18 protein-coding genes are annotated in these 20,224 nt (G+C 61.5%); 13 read left to right on the top strand and 5 right to left on the bottom strand.

Annotated features, from left to right (window positions below):
* Positions 1 to 2: 2 nt before the first annotated feature.
* Positions 3 to 608: a flavin reductase family protein gene (locus tag AC2FNC_RS13870; protein WP_480473679.1), complete on the bottom strand. Its 606-nt coding sequence runs from the start codon at positions 606 to 608 to the stop codon at positions 3 to 5.
* 72 nt (positions 609 to 680) lie between these two features.
* Between AC2FNC_RS13870 and AC2FNC_RS13865 the strand changes: the two genes are divergently transcribed.
* From AC2FNC_RS13865 to AC2FNC_RS13845, 5 genes are all read left to right on the top strand, one after another.
* Complete coding sequence (locus AC2FNC_RS13865) at positions 681 to 1,175, top strand: GNAT family N-acetyltransferase (protein ID WP_480473678.1); 495 nt, start codon at positions 681 to 683, stop codon at positions 1,173 to 1,175.
* Between the two features lie 52 nt (positions 1,176 to 1,227).
* Positions 1,228 to 1,971, top strand: a complete 744-nt coding sequence (locus tag AC2FNC_RS13860) for an EcsC family protein (protein ID WP_480473676.1) — start codon at positions 1,228 to 1,230, stop codon at positions 1,969 to 1,971.
* Positions 1,972 to 2,111: 140 nt separating this feature from the next.
* A complete protein-coding gene (locus tag AC2FNC_RS13855) occupies positions 2,112 to 2,573 on the top strand; it encodes an NUDIX hydrolase (protein WP_496715631.1) in 462 nt (153 codons plus the stop codon).
* A gap of 72 nt (positions 2,574 to 2,645) precedes the next feature.
* Positions 2,646 to 3,101, top strand: a complete 456-nt coding sequence (locus tag AC2FNC_RS13850) for a DUF1178 family protein (RefSeq protein ID WP_480473673.1) — start codon at positions 2,646 to 2,648, stop codon at positions 3,099 to 3,101.
* Positions 3,102 to 3,104: 3 nt separating this feature from the next.
* Entirely contained in the window at positions 3,105 to 3,743 is a 639-nt protein-coding gene (locus AC2FNC_RS13845; RefSeq protein WP_480554452.1) for an SDR family NAD(P)-dependent oxidoreductase, read from the top strand.
* Here the strand turns inward: AC2FNC_RS13845 and AC2FNC_RS13840 are convergent.
* Entirely contained in the window at positions 3,737 to 4,093 is a 357-nt protein-coding gene (locus tag AC2FNC_RS13840) for a hypothetical protein (protein WP_480473671.1), read from the bottom strand. The genes AC2FNC_RS13845 and AC2FNC_RS13840 overlap by 7 nt on opposite strands.
* 165 nt (positions 4,094 to 4,258) lie before the next feature.
* On the opposite strand from AC2FNC_RS13840, the gene AC2FNC_RS13835 reads away from it, so the two are divergent.
* From AC2FNC_RS13835 to AC2FNC_RS13810, 6 genes are all read left to right on the top strand, one after another.
* Positions 4,259 to 5,497, top strand: coding sequence for an aspartate kinase (locus tag AC2FNC_RS13835; protein WP_480473670.1), 1,239 nt, complete (start codon positions 4,259 to 4,261; stop codon positions 5,495 to 5,497).
* 46 nt (positions 5,498 to 5,543) lie between these two features.
* Entirely contained in the window at positions 5,544 to 7,787 is a 2,244-nt protein-coding gene (gene ptsP / locus AC2FNC_RS13830) for a phosphoenolpyruvate--protein phosphotransferase (RefSeq protein ID WP_480518891.1), read from the top strand.
* 148 nt (positions 7,788 to 7,935) lie between these two features.
* Positions 7,936 to 9,381 carry a glucose-6-phosphate dehydrogenase gene (zwf, locus tag AC2FNC_RS13825; protein ID WP_480622747.1) on the top strand — a complete coding sequence of 482 codons (1,446 nt, stop codon included), beginning with the start codon at positions 7,936 to 7,938 and terminating at the stop codon, positions 9,379 to 9,381.
* A gap of 2 nt (positions 9,382 to 9,383) precedes the next feature.
* Entirely contained in the window at positions 9,384 to 11,189 is a 1,806-nt protein-coding gene (gene edd, locus AC2FNC_RS13820) for a phosphogluconate dehydratase (protein WP_480604962.1), read from the top strand.
* Positions 11,190 to 11,193: 4 nt separating this feature from the next.
* Positions 11,194 to 11,826 (top strand): bifunctional 4-hydroxy-2-oxoglutarate aldolase/2-dehydro-3-deoxy-phosphogluconate aldolase, encoded by a 633-nt coding sequence (locus AC2FNC_RS13815; protein ID WP_496715629.1) that lies wholly within the window; start codon positions 11,194 to 11,196, stop codon positions 11,824 to 11,826.
* Positions 11,827 to 11,877: 51 nt separating this feature from the next.
* A complete protein-coding gene (locus AC2FNC_RS13810; protein WP_496715628.1) occupies positions 11,878 to 13,068 on the top strand; it encodes a pyridoxal-phosphate-dependent aminotransferase family protein in 1,191 nt (396 codons plus the stop codon).
* Between the two features lie 125 nt (positions 13,069 to 13,193).
* Here the strand turns inward: AC2FNC_RS13810 and AC2FNC_RS13805 are convergent, their stop codons facing one another.
* Positions 13,194 to 14,309 (bottom strand): pyridoxal phosphate-dependent aminotransferase, encoded by a 1,116-nt coding sequence (locus AC2FNC_RS13805; protein ID WP_480604958.1) that lies wholly within the window; start codon positions 14,307 to 14,309, stop codon positions 13,194 to 13,196.
* A gap of 90 nt (positions 14,310 to 14,399) precedes the next feature.
* Here AC2FNC_RS13805 and AC2FNC_RS13800 point away from each other — a divergent pair, with 90 nt between their 5' ends.
* Together AC2FNC_RS13800 and AC2FNC_RS13795 are read left to right on the top strand one after the other, a co-directional pair.
* Positions 14,400 to 15,470 (top strand): SMP-30/gluconolactonase/LRE family protein, encoded by a 1,071-nt coding sequence (locus AC2FNC_RS13800; protein ID WP_496715626.1) that lies wholly within the window; start codon positions 14,400 to 14,402, stop codon positions 15,468 to 15,470.
* Between the two features lie 66 nt (positions 15,471 to 15,536).
* Positions 15,537 to 16,319, top strand: a complete 783-nt coding sequence (locus AC2FNC_RS13795; RefSeq protein ID WP_209505660.1) for a crotonase/enoyl-CoA hydratase family protein — start codon at positions 15,537 to 15,539, stop codon at positions 16,317 to 16,319.
* A gap of 141 nt (positions 16,320 to 16,460) precedes the next feature.
* Here the strand turns inward: AC2FNC_RS13795 and AC2FNC_RS13790 are convergent, their stop codons facing one another.
* Entirely contained in the window at positions 16,461 to 17,624 is a 1,164-nt protein-coding gene (locus tag AC2FNC_RS13790) for a benzoate/H(+) symporter BenE family transporter (protein ID WP_496715625.1), read from the bottom strand.
* A gap of 135 nt (positions 17,625 to 17,759) precedes the next feature.
* Positions 17,760 to 20,224: valine--tRNA ligase (locus AC2FNC_RS13785; RefSeq protein ID WP_496715623.1), on the bottom strand; the 2,465-nt coding region annotated here is incomplete at its 5' end.

Below are 20,224 nucleotides of genomic sequence, written 5' to 3'. Positions count from 1 at the left end.
CCTCAATCATCCGGGCGATTGAGCGAGAACAGCTCGGACACGACCGAATAGTCCCGGTATCCAAGCCGTGCCAGAGGTTTGAACGAGGTTACGTCGAACTTGCCCTCCCGGATGTGGTCGTCGAGCAGATGCACGCCTGTCACTTCGCCAAACACGACGCGGTTGGCCGCGCCGGGCAGGGTCACGATCTGGGTGAGCTTGCATTCCAACGCCGCCGGGGCACCTTGTACACGGGCACAGGGGATGGTTTCGCATTCGACCGGTGTTAATCCGGCATGGGCAAACTCGTCCACCTCCTTCGGAAGGCTGGCCGAGCTGGCGTTCATGGCATCCTGATGCGCATTGGCCACTACATTCACGCAGAATACGCCAGTCGCCTCGATATTGGCGATACTGTCCTTGCCGCCGACCTGATCGTGTTTCGTGCCGGTTGTGGCAAACATCACCTGCGGTGGTGAGTAAGCCACCCCGTTGAAAAAGGAATAGGGTGCCAGATTGTTGATCCCATCCGCATCACGGGTCGAGATCCAGCCGATCGGGCGTGGCGTGATAATGGCATTGAATGGGTTGTGCGGCAGGCCGTGGCCGTCTTCAGGGCGGTAGAACATCATATCTCCAAGCGTTTGCCCAAGGCGTAACGAAGTGCTAGGGCGATTTCCAGCAAGGAAAAGAGGGCAAACGTGCAGCAATTCGGGATCAGGCCGGAAGAGCCGGACGATTGGTGGGAAGTCGAGGCCCTATACGATCTGTGCTTTGCGCCGGGCCGTGAGGCGTTGTCGTCCTACCGGTTGCGCGATGATGTGCCGCCGGTAGCTGGTCTGTCTCTGGTCGCGCGCGACGGTCAGGGCATTCTGGCCGGGGCAATCCGCTTCTGGCCTGTCCATGTCGGCGAACACGATGCATTGTTGCTGGGGCCCGTTGCCGTGCACCCTACTCATCAGGGCGAGGGTCTGGGCGGGTATCTGATCCATGCCGGTGTTGAAGCCGGGCGCAAACTCGGATGGCAGCGGGTCATGCTGGTCGGTGACGAACCCTATTACAGGCGATTTGGTTTTGCGCGGCTGCAAGGTGTCGAGATGCCGCCGCCCACCAACCCGGACCGGGTGCTGGGGCTGGAACTGACGCCCGGGGTCTGGTCCGGAGTTCATGGGGCCGTCACCCGCTGGACCCGCTGACCTATTGAATCGACACGGTTCAACGCCGATGTTGATAGGCAGGAGGACGCACATGCAGAACGTGGTTCTTGTCGAAAACGTGGATGCCGAGGCTGAACTGGATCGTTTGGCGGGTTATTACCGATCTGCCGGAGGGGCCGGTGTCAAACTGCTGAACAAGCTGGGCGGATCAGCCGAGTCACTGCTTGAGCAATTGCCCGAACCAGTTCGGAACGGCCTGACAGGGGCTACCGAGCAGGCGTTGTGGTTTGCGATGCACGCGGCTCAGGGGTCCCGGCTTGCGATCCCTGATCAGCAGCCCTGGGTCAATACCGCGCTTGCCACGGCCATGGGTGCGGCCGGTGGGCTGGGCGGTGTATCAACAGCCCTGATGGAGCTGCCTGCAACAACCGCCATGCTGCTGCGTGCCATTCAGGGGGCCGCCGCGCGCGAAGGTTTCGACCCGTCCGCCGAGAACGTGAAGTTCGATTGTGTGCGGGTTTTGTCCGCATCGGGTCCGCTGTCGCATGATGACGGAGCGGATTTCGGCTTTTTCTCGGTGCGCCTGACACTGACCGGTCCGGCCATGCAGCGTCTGATTGCTGCCGTGGCACCACGCTTTTCGATCGTTCTGGGGCAAAAACTAGCGGCACAGTCCGTCCCGGTGCTCGGCGCATTGGCTGGTGGTGGAACGAACTATGTCTATTCGCGCTATTACCAGCAGATCGCGCGTGTGCATTTCGGCCTGCGAAGACTGGCGGTTGACGCCGATATCTCGCATGACGAGCTGGTGAAGCAGCTGTCAGCCCGCATGTGATCAACAAATGCTCCGTCACGCCAGACTTGGCGGACACCACTTCATATGGTAGTTTTTCAAGGGGTGGGCGCTAAATAGGCGTGTCATGCGCGCCTATAAGGCCAAAGGGTCCGTTGCCCGAACAAAAGGTGCTTCGCGCAATGAATGCAAGACCGGTGCCGCGTGTATTGACTGAGACTGCGGAACCCCCTGTTTTGCGGCAATCCTCTGCCCTGTGTTATCGGATCCGGCATGGCCAGCCAGAGGTTTTGCTGATCACGACGCGCCGGGCCCAGCGCTGGATTATCCCCAAGGGGTGGCTCATCCCCGGGCTGACCCCATCAGAAACCGCAGTGCAGGAAGCTTGGGAAGAAGCGGGCGTGACGGGGCGATGCAGCACAGCGGGGCTGGGGCAGTTTCTGCACCTCAAGCATAGCCCAAATCAGCCCCCGACCTTGATACTGGTTGATGTTTTTGCGCTGCATGTACAGGTTATGTCGCAGGATTTCCGTGAACAGCACGAGCGCAGGCGCAAGTGGTTTGCGCCTAAAAAGGCAGCTCAAAAGGTCGGATCACCCGAGCTAGCCGATTTGTTACGCGACTTTAAGACATATACACATTAAGATAGTTCCAGAGAGGCTTGATATTGTCAGTCTGGTCGGTATCTATTCGCCAATCGCAATTTTGGACTGAACATGATTCAATACGCGTTGAAATGCAGTGAAGGCCACACATTCGACAGCTGGTTTCAATCCGCAGAAGCCTTTGACAAGCTGGCCTCTGCCAGGATGGTGACCTGCGCGATTTGCGGATGTACGCAGGTTGCGAAGGCGATCATGACACCGCGTGTCCGTCCGGCCCGGAATGCGCAGGGAAAACCTGAAAACGCGCCAGCATCCAATGAACAGATCAACGTCGCCACCCCTTCGCCTGAGATCGCGAAGGTTCTGGCCGAGTTGCGCCGCCATGTGGAAAAGAACTCGGACTACGTTGGCAAGGATTTTGCAAGCGAAGCGCGCAAGATGCATCTGGGAGAGGCGCCAGAGCGTTCGATCTATGGTGAAGCCAGACCGGATGAAGCGAAATCGCTGATCGAAGATGGCGTGCCGGTGGCACCGCTGCCGTTTCTGCCCAGCAGAAAGACCAACTGATCCATGCATGTCGTGATCACCGGTGCCAATCGCGGTATCGGCCGCACCCTTGCCTCGCGCTACGACACCCGCGGTGACGTGGTCACTGGAACCGCGCGCGATGGCAGCGCGCAGGTGCGTCTGGACGTGGCGGACCCTGCCCAACAGGCGGCAATGGCCGAACAGCTGAAAGGCCAGCCCGTTGATCTGCTGGTCTGCAATGCCGGGGTCTATCTGGACAAGGGGCACACGATCGACGGCTACCCCGCCGAAATGTGGGCGCAAAGCTTTGCCACCAACGTGACCGGCGTTTTCCTGACCGTTCAGGCCTTGTTGCCCAATCTGCGTGCCGCAGGCGGCAAGGTCGCGATCATCTCGTCGCAGATGGCGTCTCATACGCGGGCACCGGGGGGCAGCTATATCTACCGTGCCTCCAAGGCGGCGGCGTTGAATCTGGGGCGGAACCTGGCGACGGATCTGAAAGCCGACGGGATCGCCGTGGGCATCTATCATCCGGGCTGGGTACAAACCGACATGGGCGGCGCGGCCGCCGATATTGATGTCGATCAGGCCGTCTCGGGCCTGATGGAACGCTTTGAGGCCCTGTCGATCAGTTCAACCGGCTGTTTCGAGACCTATGATGGACAGGCGCACGCTTACTGACGGGACAGTGCCGCTTTGGGAATTTCATAGACTTCACCGGGTTCAATATAGATAACCATCAAATCACCGCGCGTTTCATACGACATCTTCGAGGTGGAACTGCTGGAGTCTGGCACGCCTTCCTTGAAATAGATGCGGCGCACCTCTCCTCCACCAAGAGCAACCGCAAGCGTTATCGTGCCGTCGTCATGGCGGCGCAATTCCGCATTGCAGCTTTGCATCGGGTCACCGGCATTTGCGGCACAGGGCACTTTGCCCAGTGCATTCTTTCCGTCCGTTCCGGCCACACTGGCAACCTGGGCCAGTACAGGCGACGACAACAAAGTAACGGCAAGGGCTAGGCGAAACATGGGGAACCTCTTGATTTGGTTGTTACTCGCAGGCTGACACCGCACCTGCGTAATGTAAAGCGGCCCTGTGCCACAGGCGGGTCCTGTTTGCGCTCTTGCTCTTGGGGTGCCCCTCGCTTATGAGGCTCGGGACCTCTAATCCAAGGCGCGGAGACATTTGCCCCCATGCCCGTACTCGTTATGAAATTCGGCGGCACTTCGGTCGCCAACCTGGACCGCATCCGCCGCGCTGCCAAGCGTGTTGGCGTCGAAGTTGCCAAGGGCTATGACGTGATCGTCATCGTCTCGGCCATGTCGGGCAAGACCAACGAGCTGGTGGGCTGGGTGAACGAGACGTCGCCGCTTTTTGATGCACGCGAATACGATGCTGTTGTATCTTCGGGCGAAAATGTCACCGCTGGCCTGATGGCTCTGACATTGCAGGAAATGGACGTTCCGGCGCGCAGCTGGCAGGGCTGGCAAGTGCCGCTGCTGACAACCAGTGCGCATAGCCAGGCGCGGATCGAAGACATCCCGACCACAAACATCAACCAGAAATTCGGCGAAGGCATGAAAGTGGCCGTTGTGGCCGGGTTTCAGGGGCTCAGCCCCGAAGGCCGCATCACAACGCTGGGCCGGGGTGGCTCGGACACCACTGCCGTGGCTTTTGCCGCGGCGTTTGGTGCGGAACGCTGCGACATCTATACCGACGTGGATGGTGTCTATACCACCGATCCGCGCATCTGCGAAAAGGCCCGCAAGCTGCACAGGATCTCGTTCGAGGAAATGCTCGAACTGGCGTCGCTGGGCGCCAAGGTGCTGCAGACTCGCTCGGTCGAGCTGGCAATGCGCTACAAGGTGAAACTGCGCGTTCTTTCAAGTTTCGAAGAACAATCCGACGAGGCCGGTACGCTGGTCGTTGACGAGGAGGATATCATGGAATCCAATGTTGTGGCCGGTGTGGCCTATTCCCGTGACGAGGCCAAGATGACCGTCGTTTCGGTGGCGGACCGTCCCGGTATCGCCTCGACCATCTTCACCGCGCTCAGCGATGAGGGCGTCAATGTCGACATGATCGTGCAGAACATCTCGGACGAGGGACGCACGGACATGACCTTCTCGTGCCCCACCGATCAGGTGGTCCGTGCCGAAAAAGCGCTGCTGGCGATCAAGGACAAGGGCGAGCTCAACTATGCCGAACTGGTCGCTGATACCGGTGTCTGCAAGGTTTCGGTGGTGGGAATCGGTATGCGCTCGCAATCGGGTGTCGCGGCCAAAATGTTCAAGGTGCTCTCGGATGAGGGGATCAACATCAAGGTCATCACAACCTCCGAGATCAAAATTTCCGTTCTTATCGACAGGAAATACATGGAACTTGCCGTTCAGGCACTGCATGATGCCTTTGAACTGGACAAGGCGGCCTGAGCTGATCGGCCAAGGGTTTCGCCTGACACACTGAATTGGTTGGGCCATGGCAGACGGCACGGAAACAGAATCCCGCAAGCTGCTGGGGCGGTTGCGCGAGGCGATGGCCAGCGAAGCCGCTGGGCAGGAGCGCCTTGATCAGATCACTCATCTGATCGCCGACAGCATGCGCAGCGAAGTGTGCTCGATATATCTGTTCCGCGATGATGAGACCCTGGAACTCTGTGCGACCCAAGGGCTTGCGCCGGAATCGGTACACCAGACCCGGATGCGCCTGGGCGAGGGGCTGGTGGGCCGGGTCGCCAAGACCGGCAAGGTGGTCAACACCCCGGACGCGCCGTCTGAAAAAGGGTTCCGGTATATGCCGGAAACCGGGGAAGAGCGGTTTTCGTCCTTTCTCGGCGTGCCGGTGCAGCGCCTTGGGGAAAAGCTGGGTGTTCTGGTTGTCCAGTCCCGCAAAGCGCGTGAATTTTCCGCCGACGAGATCTATGCGCTGGAAGTGGTGGCCATGGTGCTGGCCGAAATGGCCGAACTGGGCGCCTTTGTTGGCGAAGGCGCGGCCCTGTCGCCACGGCACCAGCAATCGGTTCTGCTGCGCGGCGGCCCGGCGCAGGAAGGTTCCGCCGAAGGCCATGTCTGGCTGCATGAACCCCGTGTGGTCGTCACCAATCCGATTGCCGAAGACCCGCACCGGGAACGCGAACGTCTGAATGAGGCAGTGGAAGAGCTGCGCGTCGGCGTCGACAAGATGCTCGAAATTTCCCGGGATGGTGACACCGAACAGCTCAAGGTGCTGGAAGCCTACCGGATGTTTGCCAATTCCAAAGGCTGGATGCGCCGGATGGAAGAGGACATTGCCCTGGGGCTCAGCGCCGAAGCCGCAGTCGAGAAAGAACAATCCCAGGCGCGCGCCCGGATGGGGCAGGTGTCTGATCCCTATCTGCGCGAACGGCTGGCGGATCTTGACGATCTCAGCAACCGTTTGCTGCGCATTCTGACCGGGCAGGGAAAAACCGACAGCGCCGATCTGCCACCCGATCCGATTCTGGTCGCGCGCAATATCGGCCCCGGCGACCTGTTGGAATACGGTCGGGCGCTGAAGGGGATCATCCTCGAAGAAGGTTCAGTCGGCAGTCACGCTACCATTGTGGCCCGTGCGCTGGCGATCCCTCTGGTGGTCCATGTGGGCCGGATCACGACCGAAGCGCTGAACGGTGACCACGTGCTGGTGGATGGCGATCAGGGCGTTGTTCACCTGCGTCCGGAAGACAGCGTGGTCAGCGCCTTCCGCGACAAAATCGCGATGCAGGCCAAGGCACAGGAACGCTATGCCTCGATCCGCGAAACCCCCTGTGTCACTCGCGACGGAACGCGCATCAATCTGGTGATGAACGCGGGTCTGATGGCCGACCTGCCATCGCTGGGAACGTCAGGTGCCGAGGGTGTTGGCCTGTTCCGAACCGAGCTGCAATTCCTGATCCGCAATAAGATGCCCAAACGGTCCGAGCTGGTCACTCAGTACCAGCGGGTTCTGGATGCCGCGGGCGACAAAAGGGTGGTGTTCCGCACGCTCGATATCGGGTCGGACAAGGTACTGCCCTATATGAAACACGTGGCCGAACCCAACCCGGCCCTGGGTTGGCGCGCCATTCGTGTCGGTCTGGACAAACGCGGCGTGATGCGGATGCAGTTGCAGGCCCTTCTGCGCGCCGCCAATGGTCGCCCGCTGACCGTCATGTTCCCCTTTGTCGCGCAGGCCGAGGAATATCGCGAAGCCCGCTGGGAAGTGAACAAAACCATCGAACGCGAAAAGCGACTGGGCCACGTTCTGCCCGAAACGCTTGAAGTCGGCGCGATGCTGGAAACCCCTTCACTGGCCTTTGCGCCGCAAAAGTTCTTTGACGAGGTCGATTTCATCTCGATCGGTGGGAATGACCTCAAGCAGTTCTTTTTTGCCGCTGACCGCGAAAATGAACTGGTCCGCCGCCGCTATGACACGTTGAATGTCAGTTTCCTGAGCCTGATGGAACGCATTGTCGAACGCTGCGGGCTTTCGGACACTCCGCTCAGTTTCTGTGGCGAGGATGCGGGCCGTCCGGTCGAGGCGCTGTGCCTTGCGGCCATGGGTATTCGCACCCTGTCTATGCGCCCGGCGTCGATTGGTCCGGTCAAAAGCCTGTTGCTGCGGTGCGACCTGATGGAGGTGCGAAAAATCATCGCCGACGCGCGCCATCGCGGCGAACAATCCGTACGTCCGGCCGTGATGGAATGGCTGCGCAGTCAGGTATAGCCCTCAAAACCTCGCTTTTTGGGAAACTATGCTTGATTTTTTCGCGCAGGCTTTCTATCACGCAGGCAATGTTAGCGGTAACAGTGTGCCGCAGAGCCGTTTCATGCCGTGCTGAACTGATATCGGCAAACTCGAGAAGGAGCCTGTGATGGTTTCACGCGTAATTCCGGTAGAGCCGTTCGATCTTGTGTTGTTCGGCGCGACCGGGGATCTGGCGCAACGTAAGATCTTGCCGGGCTTGTACCATCGGTTCGAGGTCGGCCAGATGCCCGATGGGGCGCGGATCATCGGCACGGCGCGCTCGGATATCGACAGCGACGAATTTCGCGATCAGGTCCGCGCATCGATGCAGGAATTCGCACCAAAGTTCAAAAAGGACACGCTGGACCGGTTCCTGTCTCATGTTGAATACGTGCCGGTGGATGCACTGGGCGATGCCGGATGGTCCGATCTGTCCAAGCTGCTGCGCCCCGACGTGGTGCGGGCCTTTTACCTGTCGGTGGGTCCCAGCCTGTTTTCGGGCATTGCGCAGCGCCTGCATGACGCCGGTCTGGCCACGCCGGACAGCCGCATCGTTGTTGAAAAGCCGTTCGGTCATGACCTTGCCTCGGCAAAAGCGCTGAACGAAGGCTTGCGGGCGTGTTTCAAGGAACACCAGATTTACCGGATCGACCATTATCTGGGCAAGGAAACCGTGCAGAACCTGATGGCGCTGCGCTTTGCGAATTCCCTGTTCGAGCCGCTTTGGAATTCGACCCATGTCGACCATGTGCAGATCACCGTGGCGGAAACCGTCGGGGTGGAAGGGCGCGGGGCCTATTACGATCAATCCGGCGCGATGCGGGACATGATCCAGAACCATCTGGTGCAGTTGCTGTGCCTGACCGCGATGGAACCTCCGTCAAAGTTCTCTCCCAACGCGGTGCGTGACGAGAAGGTCAAGGTGATCGAGGCGCTGGAACCGGTCGAACCCAGGGATATCGCCCGTGGTCAATATCGCACGGGCAAGGGCGGTGACGGATACCTTGATCACGTTGGCAACCCCGCCAGCCGCACCGAAAGCTTCATTGCGCTCAAGGTCCATATCGGCAACTGGCGGTGGGCCGGGGTGCCGTTCTACCTGCGCACAGGCAAACGCCTGCGCGCACGTGCCTCTGAAATCGCGGTGTTCTTCCGCGACCCGCCACACACGATCTTTCCCAATGTCGGCCCGTTGCACGGCAACGTGCTGGTGATCCGCCTGCAACCAGACGAAGGCATCACCCTGCGCACGACGATAAAGGAACCGGGGCAGGGCGGGTTCCGCCTGTCCGATGTTGCTCTGGACATGAGCTTTGCCGACGCGCTGGGTGATGACTCGCAATCCCCGGACGCATATGAACGCCTGATCATGGATGTCATCCGGGGCGACCAGACCCTGTTCATGCGCGGCGACGAGGCCGAGGCGGCCTGGGCCTGGGTCGATCCCATCATTCACGGCTGGGAACAGCGCGGGGACAAACCCGCCAAGTACGATCAGGGCAGTTCAGGCCCCGAAGAAGCACTGATGCTGATGCATCGCGATGGGCGTCGCTGGCGTCAGATCGGAGGGTAATCATGGTTCACTCTGTCATTTCCGACGTCACCAAACGGATCATCGACCGCAGCGCCGATCTGCGCGGCCCCCATATCGACCGGATGGAACAGGCCAGATCCAAGGGCCCCGCTCGTGCGCACCTGTCCTGTAGTGGTCAGGCCCATGCCTATGCGGGTGCGGGTGAAGACCAGCAATCCATGGCCACCGGCACGGCGGGCAATCTGGGCATTGTCACCGCCTATAACGACATGCTGTCCGCCCATCAGCCCTTTGAAAGGTACCCCGCCCTGATCCGCGATGCGATCCGCGCCGCCGGAGGTACTGCTCAGGTCGCAGGTGGCGTGCCAGCCATGTGCGACGGTGTCACCCAGGGCGAAGCAGGGATGGAATTGTCGCTGTTTTCGCGCGACGTGATTGCTCTGGCAACTGGCATCGCGCTCAGCCACAACACCTATGACGCGGCAGTCTTCCTCGGCGTCTGCGACAAGATTGTCCCCGGTCTGATCATCGGCGCGCAGGCGTTCGGGCATCTGCCTGCCGTGTTCCTGCCCGCAGGGCCAATGACCAGCGGTCTGCCCAATGACGAAAAGGCCAAGGTTCGCCAGAAATTCGCTGCCGGAGAGGTCGGGCGCGACGAACTGATGGCCGCCGAAATGGCCGCCTATCACGGCCCTGGCACCTGCACTTTCTACGGCACCGCAAATACCAACCAGATGCTGATGGAGTTCATGGGCCTGCACCTTCCGGGCTCCAGCTTCGTCAATCCCAACACGCCCTTGCGCGACGCGCTGACACAAGAGGGCGCGCGCCGCGCCCTGTCGCTCAGCGCGCTGGGAAACAGCTATACCCCGGTTTATCAGGTGCTCGACGAACGGGCCTTTGTGAACGGTATCGTCGGCCTGATGGCGACCGGAGGCTCGACCAATCTGCTGATCCACCTGATCGCCATGGCGCGTGCCGGGGGCATCGTGCTGGATTGGCAGGATTTCTCGGATATCTCCGCCGTGGTCCCGCTGGTCGCACGGGTCTATCCCAACGGTCTGGCCGACGTGAACCACTTCCACGCCGCAGGCGGGCTTGGGTTCACGATCGGCACGTTGCTCGAAGAAGGCTTGCTGCACCCCGATACGCTGACCGTCGCCGGGCAGGGCCTGCACAATTACACGCGCGAGCCCAAGCTAATCGATGGTGAGCTGACCTGGCAAGACGGCGCTGGCCACAGCCTGAATGACAAGATCGTCCGTCCTGCCCGCGACCCGTTCCAGCCCACTGGCGGCCTGTCGCGCCTGACCGGCAATCTGGGCACCGGGGTCATGAAGGTCTCGGCCGTCGCCCCCGAACATCAGGTGGTCGAGGCTCCGGTCCGCGTTTTCCACGACCAGGACGCGGTCAAGGCAGCCTTCAAGGCGGGCGAGTTTACCGGTGACGTCATCGTCGTCGTGCGCTTCCAGGGTCCCAAGGCCAACGGGATGCCGGAACTGCACTCACTGACGCCCATGCTGTCGATCTTGCAGGGCCGGGGCCAGAAAGTGGCGCTGGTTACCGATGGCCGCATGTCTGGCGCTTCCGGCAAGGTGCCCGCCGCCATCCATGTTGTCCCCGAAGCGCTCGACCGTGGCCCCATTGCATACCTTCAGGATGGTGACATCCTGCGCGTCGATGCGGTCAGGGGTGATCTGGAAATCCTCACCGCAGGCGTTCTGGACCGCGCGCCCGTCACCGCCGACCTGTCCGCCAATCAACACGGTGCGGGGCGCGATCTTTTTGGTACGTTCCGCCAGAATGTCGGCTCGGCCGACACCGGTGCCAGCATTTTCGGAGTTTAATCTCATGTTCAAATCCCAACGTACCCGCGAGATCTGCGCACTGGCCCCGATCGTTCCGGTTCTGGTTGTCGATGACGTCGCGCAGGCCCGCCCGCTGGCCGAGGCATTGGTCGCAGGCGGTCTGCCAGCGCTCGAGGTCACCTTGCGTACGCCCGCCGCGCTCGACGCGATCCGCGCGATGGCCAGGGTGCCCGGCGGCGTGGTCGGCGCAGGTACGCTGGTCACACCCGAAGACGTCCGCGCCGCCAAAGAGGCGGGCGCGCAGTTTGGCGTCTCTCCGGGCGCAACCGACGCGCTCCTTGCGGCGTGCGAGGCCGAGGGCCTGCCGCTGCTGCCCGGTGCGGCCACGGCCAGCGAAGCGATGGCATTGCTGGAAAAAGGCTATGACATGCTGAAATTCTTCCCGGCCGAGGCCTCGGGCGGCGCGCCCGCACTCAAGGCAATCGGCGCGCCCCTGCCGCAGATCAGCTTTTGCCCGACAGGCGGGGTGTCGATGTCCAACGCCCGTGACTACCTGTCCCTGTCCAACGTGGTCTGCGCCGGTGGCAGCTGGGTCGCGCCCAAGCAGATGGTCGAAAGCGGTGACTGGGCCGGGATCGAAACACTTGCGCGCGAGGCGTCGAAGCTGGCGGATTGACGCCGCGAAGCCCCTCAGTAATGTGGGCGTCAACTCAGACAGGTTGACCCCATGACACAGACATCTGCCCTCTCTCAGGGGCGAACTTATTTGGCAATCCCGGGCCCGTCGGTGATGCCGGACGCGGTCCTGCAGGCGATGCATCGTCCGTCGCCCAATATCTACGATGGCGCGCTCATCGACATGATGCCCGCCCTGACCCGTGACCTGCGTCGGGTTGCACGCACAGGCCATGACGTTGCCATCTATATTGCCAATGGTCACGGCACGTGGGAGGCCGCTCTGTCAAACGTGATCGCCCCCGGCGAAACCGTTCTGGCTCCTGCCTCGGGCCGGTTCACCCATGGCTGGGCCGAGATGGCCGAAGGCATCGGGGCAAGGGTGCAGCTGATCGATTTCGGCAACTCATCCGCCTGGGATCTCGACCGAATTGCCGACGCTTTGCGCGCGGATAAAAGCCACCAGATCAAGGCCGTTCTCGCGGTTCATGTGGACACATCAAGCTCGATCCGCAACGATATCCCGGCACTGCGCAAACTGCTCAACGATCTGGACCACCCGGCGCTGTTGATGGCCGATTGCATCGCCTCACTGGGGTGCGACCGGTTCGAGATGGATGAATGGGGCGTCGATGTCACGGTCACCGCTTGCCAGAAAGGCCTGATGACCCCCGCAGGCACAGGCTTCGTCTTTTTTAACGACAAAGCACAGGCCAAGCGGGCCGCCATGCCGCGTGTGTCACGATATTGGGACTGGCAGCCGCGCGCCAATCCCGACCTGTTCTACCAGTATTTCGACGGTACCGCGCCGACGCATCACCTCTATGGTCTGCGCGCCGCGCTCGACCTGATCCATGCGGAAGGGATCGAACAGGTCTGGGCCCGCCATGAACGTCTGGCTACTGCCATCTGGGCGGCCTGCGAAACATGGGCCGAAGGCGGCGCGCTGCATCTGAACGTTGCCGACCGCGCCCACCGCAGCCATGCCGTTACCGCCCTGCGCCTGAACGGGGGGCGCGGCACGGCCCTGCGCGCGTTCACTGAACATCAGCTGGGCCTGACGCTGGGCATTGGTCTTGGGATGGAGGACTACGACAGCTGTTTCCGCCTCGGACATATGGGCCATGTCAACGGGCAGATGGTGATGGCGATGCTGGGCGGTATGGAAACGGCCATGGCCGCGCTTGATATCCCCCGTGGCAAAGGCGCGCTCGAGGCCGCCGCTGCCGTCCTGGCCGCCTGACACGCCTCAGACGAACAGCACTGATCCGCCCCTTCATCTGGCCAAAAATATCCTCGGGGGGAATCGCGCTTTGCGCGATGGGGGCAGACAGCCCCCCTTTGACCCGATGGCAAGACAGACCAGCGCTAGTCCGTCTTTGCCCGCACCTCCGCTAGCGCCTTGGGCAAGGCGGCCGCGAAAGCATCCAGATCTGCTGTTTCACCACAGCTTATCCGGATGCACCTGTTCTGGGGCGTTGCAAACGGCATCCGGACAAACAGGCCCCGCGCAACCAGAGCCTCCAGAACCGCTCGGGCAAAATCCCCATCCCGCCCGCAATCAATCGTCACGAAATTGGTGGCCGAGGGCAGCGGCTCCAACCCGTTTTCGCGGGCAATCGTTCCTATCCGCTCACGCGCCTCGGCGATTTGCGCCTGAATATGCTCCAGCCACGCACCATCCTGCAACGCGGCCAGCGCCCCGGCCTGCGCCGCGCGGTTCATGCCGAAATGGTTGCGCACCTTGTTGAAGGCTGCAATCAGGTCGGGCGCTCCCATGGCATAGCCAACCCGTGCGCCCGCCATGCCATAGACCTTGGAAAATGTCCGCATCCGGATCACGCGAGGGTCGTCTGCGCTGACGGGTGCCGCTGTCCCAACTGGCGCGCATTCCACATAAGCCTCATCCAGAATCAGCAGGCACCCGTCGGGCAGGGCGTCCATCGCCGCCACGATATCCGCGCCGGAATGCCAGCTGCCCATTGGATTGTCCGGATTGGCCAGATAGACCAGTTTTGCACCCACCTCGGCCGCCTTCGCAAACAGGGCCGCCGGGTCTTCGTGATCCCCGGCATAGGGAACCTTGTGCAAAACGCCACCGAACCCGGCCACATGATAATTAAAGGTGGGATACGCCCCGTCCGAGGTCACAACCGCATCCCCGGGCCCTACAATCAGACGCACAAGATAACCCAGAAGCCCGTCAATCCCTTCGCCCACAACGATATTTTCGGAGGTTACCCCATGATACTCGGCCAAAGCATGGCGCAGATCGTGGTTCTCGGGATCACCATACATCCAGATATCAGACGCGGCCTGCTCCATGGCCCGGATCGCGTGGGGCGAGGGGCCAAACACGCTCTCGTTGGCGCCAAGACGGGCAATGAACGCCGCGCCGCGCTGACGCTCTTGCGTTTCGGGGCCCACAAAGGGCACGGTGGCGGGCAGGGATTGGGCAAGCGGGGTGTATCGTGGTCCTGTCATGCCTGCAGATAACCCCAAGCCCGAGCTTCGGGCAAGCGCGCACATCATCCCGCGCGTCAGAACGTATTGAAACACAAGTAAGGAGCGCAAATGCGCATACTGTCTGCCATTGTTCTTCTGGGCCTTGCCTATCTTCTGTTCTGGCCCGTTCCCGTTATCCCCGTCGCCGTTGAGATGCCGGAAGATGCCGGTTTCACAGGGGATTTCGCCGAGAACACCGTGCTGGACGCCGCGCAGCTGATCCACTTGCCCGATGGGGAAACCGGCCCCGAAGACATCGCCATCCTGCCCAACGGCGCGGTCTATACGACCAGCCGGTCTGGCACGCTCTATCGCATTGACGGGGCCGACCCTGTTGTGGCCGACCAACTCGGTGGGCGTCCTCTGGGTCTCAGGGCCGGACCGGATGGCGCGCTTTACATTGCCGACAGCTTTCGCGGCGTGATGCGCTGGACTGGGCCGGGCACGCTTGAATCCGTGGTGGCCGATATCGACGGTGCGCCCGTGGTCTATGCAAACCAACTGGACGTGGCGCAGGACGGCACGATCTATTTTTCGAACTCTTCCGACCGGTTCGATCCCGAAACCATGGGCGGGACCAAGCCGACTTCGGTCCTGACCATCTGGGAACAATCCGATACAGGCTATGTCGCCCGTCACACACCCGATGGCCGCACCGAAAAGATTGCCACTGGGTTCGTCTATACCAATGGCATTGCGCTCTCACCTGACGCAGATTTCCTGCTGATCGCCGAGACCGGTCGCGCACGGGTACACAAGCTGTGGCTCAGCGGGCCCAAAGCCGGTCAGCAAGAGGTCTTGCTGCACAACCTGCCCGGCTATCCCGACAATCTCGAAGCACAAGGTGATGGCACCTACTGGATGGCCTTCGCCAGCCCGCGTGTCCCGTCCGAGGCACTGATGCCGTACCCCTTCCTGCGCAAGGTGGTCTGGCGGCTGGGTCCGGCTGTACGCCCGGCACCGATCCATCGGGGTATGCTGGTGCAGTTTGATGGTGAAGGCACGATCCTGCGCACGTTTCAAGACCCTCAAGGCCGTATTGGCATCACGACAGGGGGCCGGATCGTGGGCGATCAGTTCTATGTCATGACGCTCGATTCCCCCTGGTTCGGGCGGATGCCTGTCAGCGATCTGCCCTGACGTCGCAGTGGAATTCGGCGTCCCGTCCGGGCATGGTCGCCGCAACTGAATTTCGGGAGGTCCCCCATGTCACGTGTATCCGTCACCTATCAAGACCATGTTGCCCATGTCACCCTGACCAGAGGTGACAAGATGAATGCGCTGGATGACGCGATGGTCAAGGCATTGCTCTCTGCCGGGCAAGAGGTCGCCGCCTCGGACGCCCGCGCCGTGGTTTTGTCGGGCGAGGGGAAAAGCTTCTGCGCTGGGCTCGACATGGCGAGCTTTGCAAAGATGGCCCATATGGATCCCACCGAATGGCTGATGACCCGCAGCCATGAGGATGCCAACGAGATGCAGGAGCTGGCCCTGATCTGGCGTCGCGTACCGGTACCGGTGATCTGCGCCATTCAGGGTGTCGCCTATGGCGGTGGCCTGCAAATTGCGCTGGGCGCGGATATCCGTATCGCGCACCCCGAGGCGAAACTGGCGGTGATGGAGATGAAATGGGGTATCATCCCCGATATGGGTGGCATGGTTCTGTTGCCCCGGCTTGTGCGTTCGGACGTTCTGCGTCTGCTGACCTACACGGCCCGGCCCATCGGTGCGCAGCAGGCGATGGATTGGGGGCTGGTCACGCAGCTTTCAGATGATCCGCTGACCGAAGCTCTGGCCATTGCCGAGAACATCGCCGGTCAAAGCCCCTCGGCCATCCGTGCCGCCAAGCGGCTGATCGAAGTGGCCGAAACCCAGCCCCGCGCGGATGTTCTCAAGGCGGAATCCGCCGAGCAGGTTGAGCTGATCGGCAAGCCGCATCAGATGGAGGTCGTGATGGCGCAGATGCAGGGCCGCAAGCCCGAGTTCAAATGATCAGCGGATGAAAGCCCGCCGTGCATCGCGGGCCATGTTGTAACGCATTTCAAAATCGGCGTTTTTCGCCATCACAACCTTGCGTTCTGCCGAACCAACCAAGGGGCGATTAATCCCGGCAAGGGCAGGATGCGAAAGCGGCTACCGGATTCTGTTGCTCACCAGATAGGCCAGCCCGCCGATCAGCAGGCCCCAGACCGCCGCGCCCAGCCCAAAGACCGAGATGCCCGATGCGGTGATCGCAAAGGTCAGCATCGCGGCCTCACGCTCGGCCGGAACCTCAAGTGCTGCGAAAATCGAATTGGCCAGCACGCCGATCAGGGCGACACCGGTCAATGTCCCCATCAACAGCGGATCGGCATGGGATGCAAAGCCGGTAATCGCCACGGCAAAGATGCCGAATACACCATAGAACACCCCACCCATGATGGCCGACCAGTACCGTTGCGCGGGATCGGGGTGGCTGTCCTCGTTGGAACACATCGCAGCGGTGATGGCCGCAAGGCAGGTGGCAGGCGCACCAAACGGAGCCGATAACAGGCTCGCCCCACCCACCGATGAAAACAGCCTGCCCGGAGCCGGGGTATAGCCAAAGCTGTGCATCACCGCGATGCCGGGAATGTTCTGGGTCGCCATCGTGACGATAAACAGCGGGATGGCGATTCCGATGGTCGAGGCCAGCGAGAAACCGGGCATGGTCCAGACCGGTGCCGCCAGCCATCGCGCCGGGGTCACCGAGGTGTCGCCTGCGTTCAGTACCACAACCAGCGCGGCGGCGGCAACGGCCGCCGGAACGGCGAACAGCCGGTTGATCCGGCCTGCGATGAACCATGTCAGGATCACCGGCAGGGCTTGCGCGGGCAATTCGACTGCGGCCTGAAAGGGCAGAATGCAAAGCGGCAGCAGAACGCCCCCCAGCATGGCCTGTGCCAAAGTCGTTGGAATGGCGGCCGCTAGCCGCCCCAATGGCCGCCAGAGCCCGGCCAGAACCGTCAGCGCCCCTGCACACAGGAACGCGCCCGTTGCCTCGGAAAACCCCAGCGCCGGAGTCGCGGACACCGCCAGCAGCGCCGCCCCCGGTGTCGACCAAGCGACGCTGATCGGTTGCCGGTACCACAGGCTCAGCACAATGGCGGTCAGTCCCATTGCGATGGCCGCCATCATCAGACCCGAGGCCGCCTGCGCCGGAGACGCGTCCATCGCGGCCAGCCCCTGCAACACGATAGGAAAGGAACTGAAGAACCCGACAATGGCGACAACCAGCCCGGTCGAGACTGTCTGGAGCGGTGGGGCAAACTGGGTCATGACAGCCTCGGGCGGTTGGGGTTGGTGATTGCTAACAAGCGGCGGCAGGGGCGGGCAAGGTCTGAACACGCAAAAGAAAACCCCGCCGGATCAGCGGCGGGGTTCGGGGTATGAGTATTTTTGAAAAGATGAAGATCAGGCGATCTCGGCCAGACGGGCCAGTGCCTCGTTCAGCTTGGCTTCTTCTTCCTCGCGGGCGGCGAGGTTGGCTTTGGCTTCCTCAACCACTTCGTCCGGGGCAGAGGCCACGAATTTGGGGTTGTTCAGCCGTCCACGCAGGCCGCCGAGTTCCTTGGCCAGCTTGCCCTTGGCTTTCTCCAGCCGCTCCTTTTCCGCGCCGATGTCGATTATATCCGCCAACGGCAGGCCGAAGGAGGCTCCGGGGGCGGCAATCGAGATGGTGCCCTTGGGCAGCGCGTCCGCCTTAGTCAGGCTGTCGATGCGTGCCAGACGTTTGATCAGCGCCTCGTTGCGGTCCCACGCGGCTTGGCCGTTGGCGTCGATCTCGGTCACCAGCATCGGCACGTAGAGACCCGCAGGCACCCGCATCTGCGCACGGGCCGAGCGGGTGTTTTCGATTACCGAGATCACCCAGTTCATTTCACGATCCGCATCGGTGTCGACCAGTTCGGTACCATAGGTCGGCCAGTCGGCGTGGACGACCATTTTGGCACGGTTGCCGGTCAGGCCCCAGAGTTCCTCGGTAATGAAGGGCATGATCGGGTGCAGCAGGACCATGCACTGATCCAGAACCCAGCGCATGGTGGCGCGGGTCTCGGCCTGCGCCGCAGAGTCATCACCTTGCAGCAGGGGCTTCGACAGCTCCACATACCAGTCGCAGACCTTGCCCCAGACAAAGGCATATAGCCCGTTGGCGGCATCGTTGAAACGATAGCTTTCCAGCGCCGCGTCGACCTCTTCCCGCACACGGGCGGTTTCGCCGATGATCCAGCGGTTGACGGCGGCCTTGGGCTTCAGGTCTGCCACATCCAGTTGCAGCACAGCGTCGGTAAAGACCTCATTCATCTCGGCAAAGCGGACGGCGTTCCAAAGCTTGGTGCCGAAGTTGCGATAGCCGGTGATGCGTTCGCGCGACAGTTTCAGCACGCCGCCAATTGCCGCCATCGAGGCGTTGGTGAACCGCAGCGCGTCGGCACCGAACTCGTCCACGATCTCCAGCGGGTCAATGACGTTGCCGGTGGTCTTGGACATCTTCTTGCCCTTCTCGTCGCGGACGAGCGAGTGCAGGTAGACGGTGTGGAACGGAACCTCGTTCACCACGGCCAGCTGCATCATCATCATCCGGGCGACCCAGAAGAACAGGATATCCGCGCCGGTGATCAATACGCTGGTCGGGAAATAGCGGCGCATCTCCTCGGTATCCTCGGGCCAGCCCAGCGTGCCGATGGGCCAGAGGCCGGAGGAGAACCAGGTATCGAGGACGTCGGGGTCGCGGACAAGCCCAATTCTTCCACGCTCAGGCGCGTTGTCCGAAAAATTGACAAGACCATCTTGGGCATCCCTGAACGATTCAGCCTCGAAGACATCATAAATGAGCTCTCCATCGACATCGCGATGCTCTTCAGCGCACATTTTAGCAGCTTCTTCAAAGGTCGCTGCGCAATACATGCGGAGATTCTGTGGCTTGTAGGACCAAAAGACCTCGCGCGTCTTTTTGTTATGCCCTCTTACTCCGAAGCCAGGCCCATACCAAACCGGAATCTGATGCCCCCACCACAGCTGGCGCGAGATGCACCAGGGCTCGATGTTCTCCAGCCAATGGTAATAGGTCTTCTCGCCCGACTCGGGGATGATCTTGACCGTGCCATCCCTGACCGCATCCAGCGCCGGGCCGACCACCTTTTCGGCGTCCACGAACCACTGGTCGGTGAACATCGGCTCGATGACGACTTTCGAGCGGTCGCCAAAGGGCTGCATGATCGGCTTGCTCTCGACCAAAGGCACCAGAGCCGCCGGGTCGTCATCCTCGCCCAGTTTGGTGCCCAGACGCGGATCATCCGCGCGGGTCATCACGGCCAGACCGTCAGCAGTGATTTCCTCGACCACCTTCACACGCGCCTCGAACCGGTCCAGTCCGCGCAGGTGATCCGGGATCAGGTTGATCGCGTCGATCTCATTCTCGGTGAACGCTTTGCCGCGCGCGTATTCCTGCGCCTTGCCCGCCTCCTCGGCGTAAGGCGCGCCATCGGCCCGCATCGCGCCCTTGGTGTCCATCAGGCGGTACATTGGAATGCCGCCGCGCTTGGCCACCATGTTGTCGTTGAAGTCATGCGCGCCGGTGATCTTCACCGCGCCCGAGCCGAAATCGGGATCGGGATACTCATCGGTGATGATCGGGATCTGGCGGCGATGCTCTTTCGGGCCAACCGGGATTTCGCACAGTTTGCCGACGATCGGCGCGTAGCGCTCATCCGACGGATGCACGGCCACAGCACCGTCGCCCAGCATGGTTTCGGGCCGCGTGGTTGCAATGGAAATATAATCCCGCTCCTCGCGGAAGATCACATTCCCATCTTCATCTTTTTCCAAATACTCATATGTCTCGCCGCCCGCCAAGGGGTACTTGAAGTGCCACATGT

Source organism: Ruegeria sp. BHSA123 (assembly GCF_059613425.1).
This window is presented reverse-complemented; position numbering and strand designations above follow the sequence as displayed.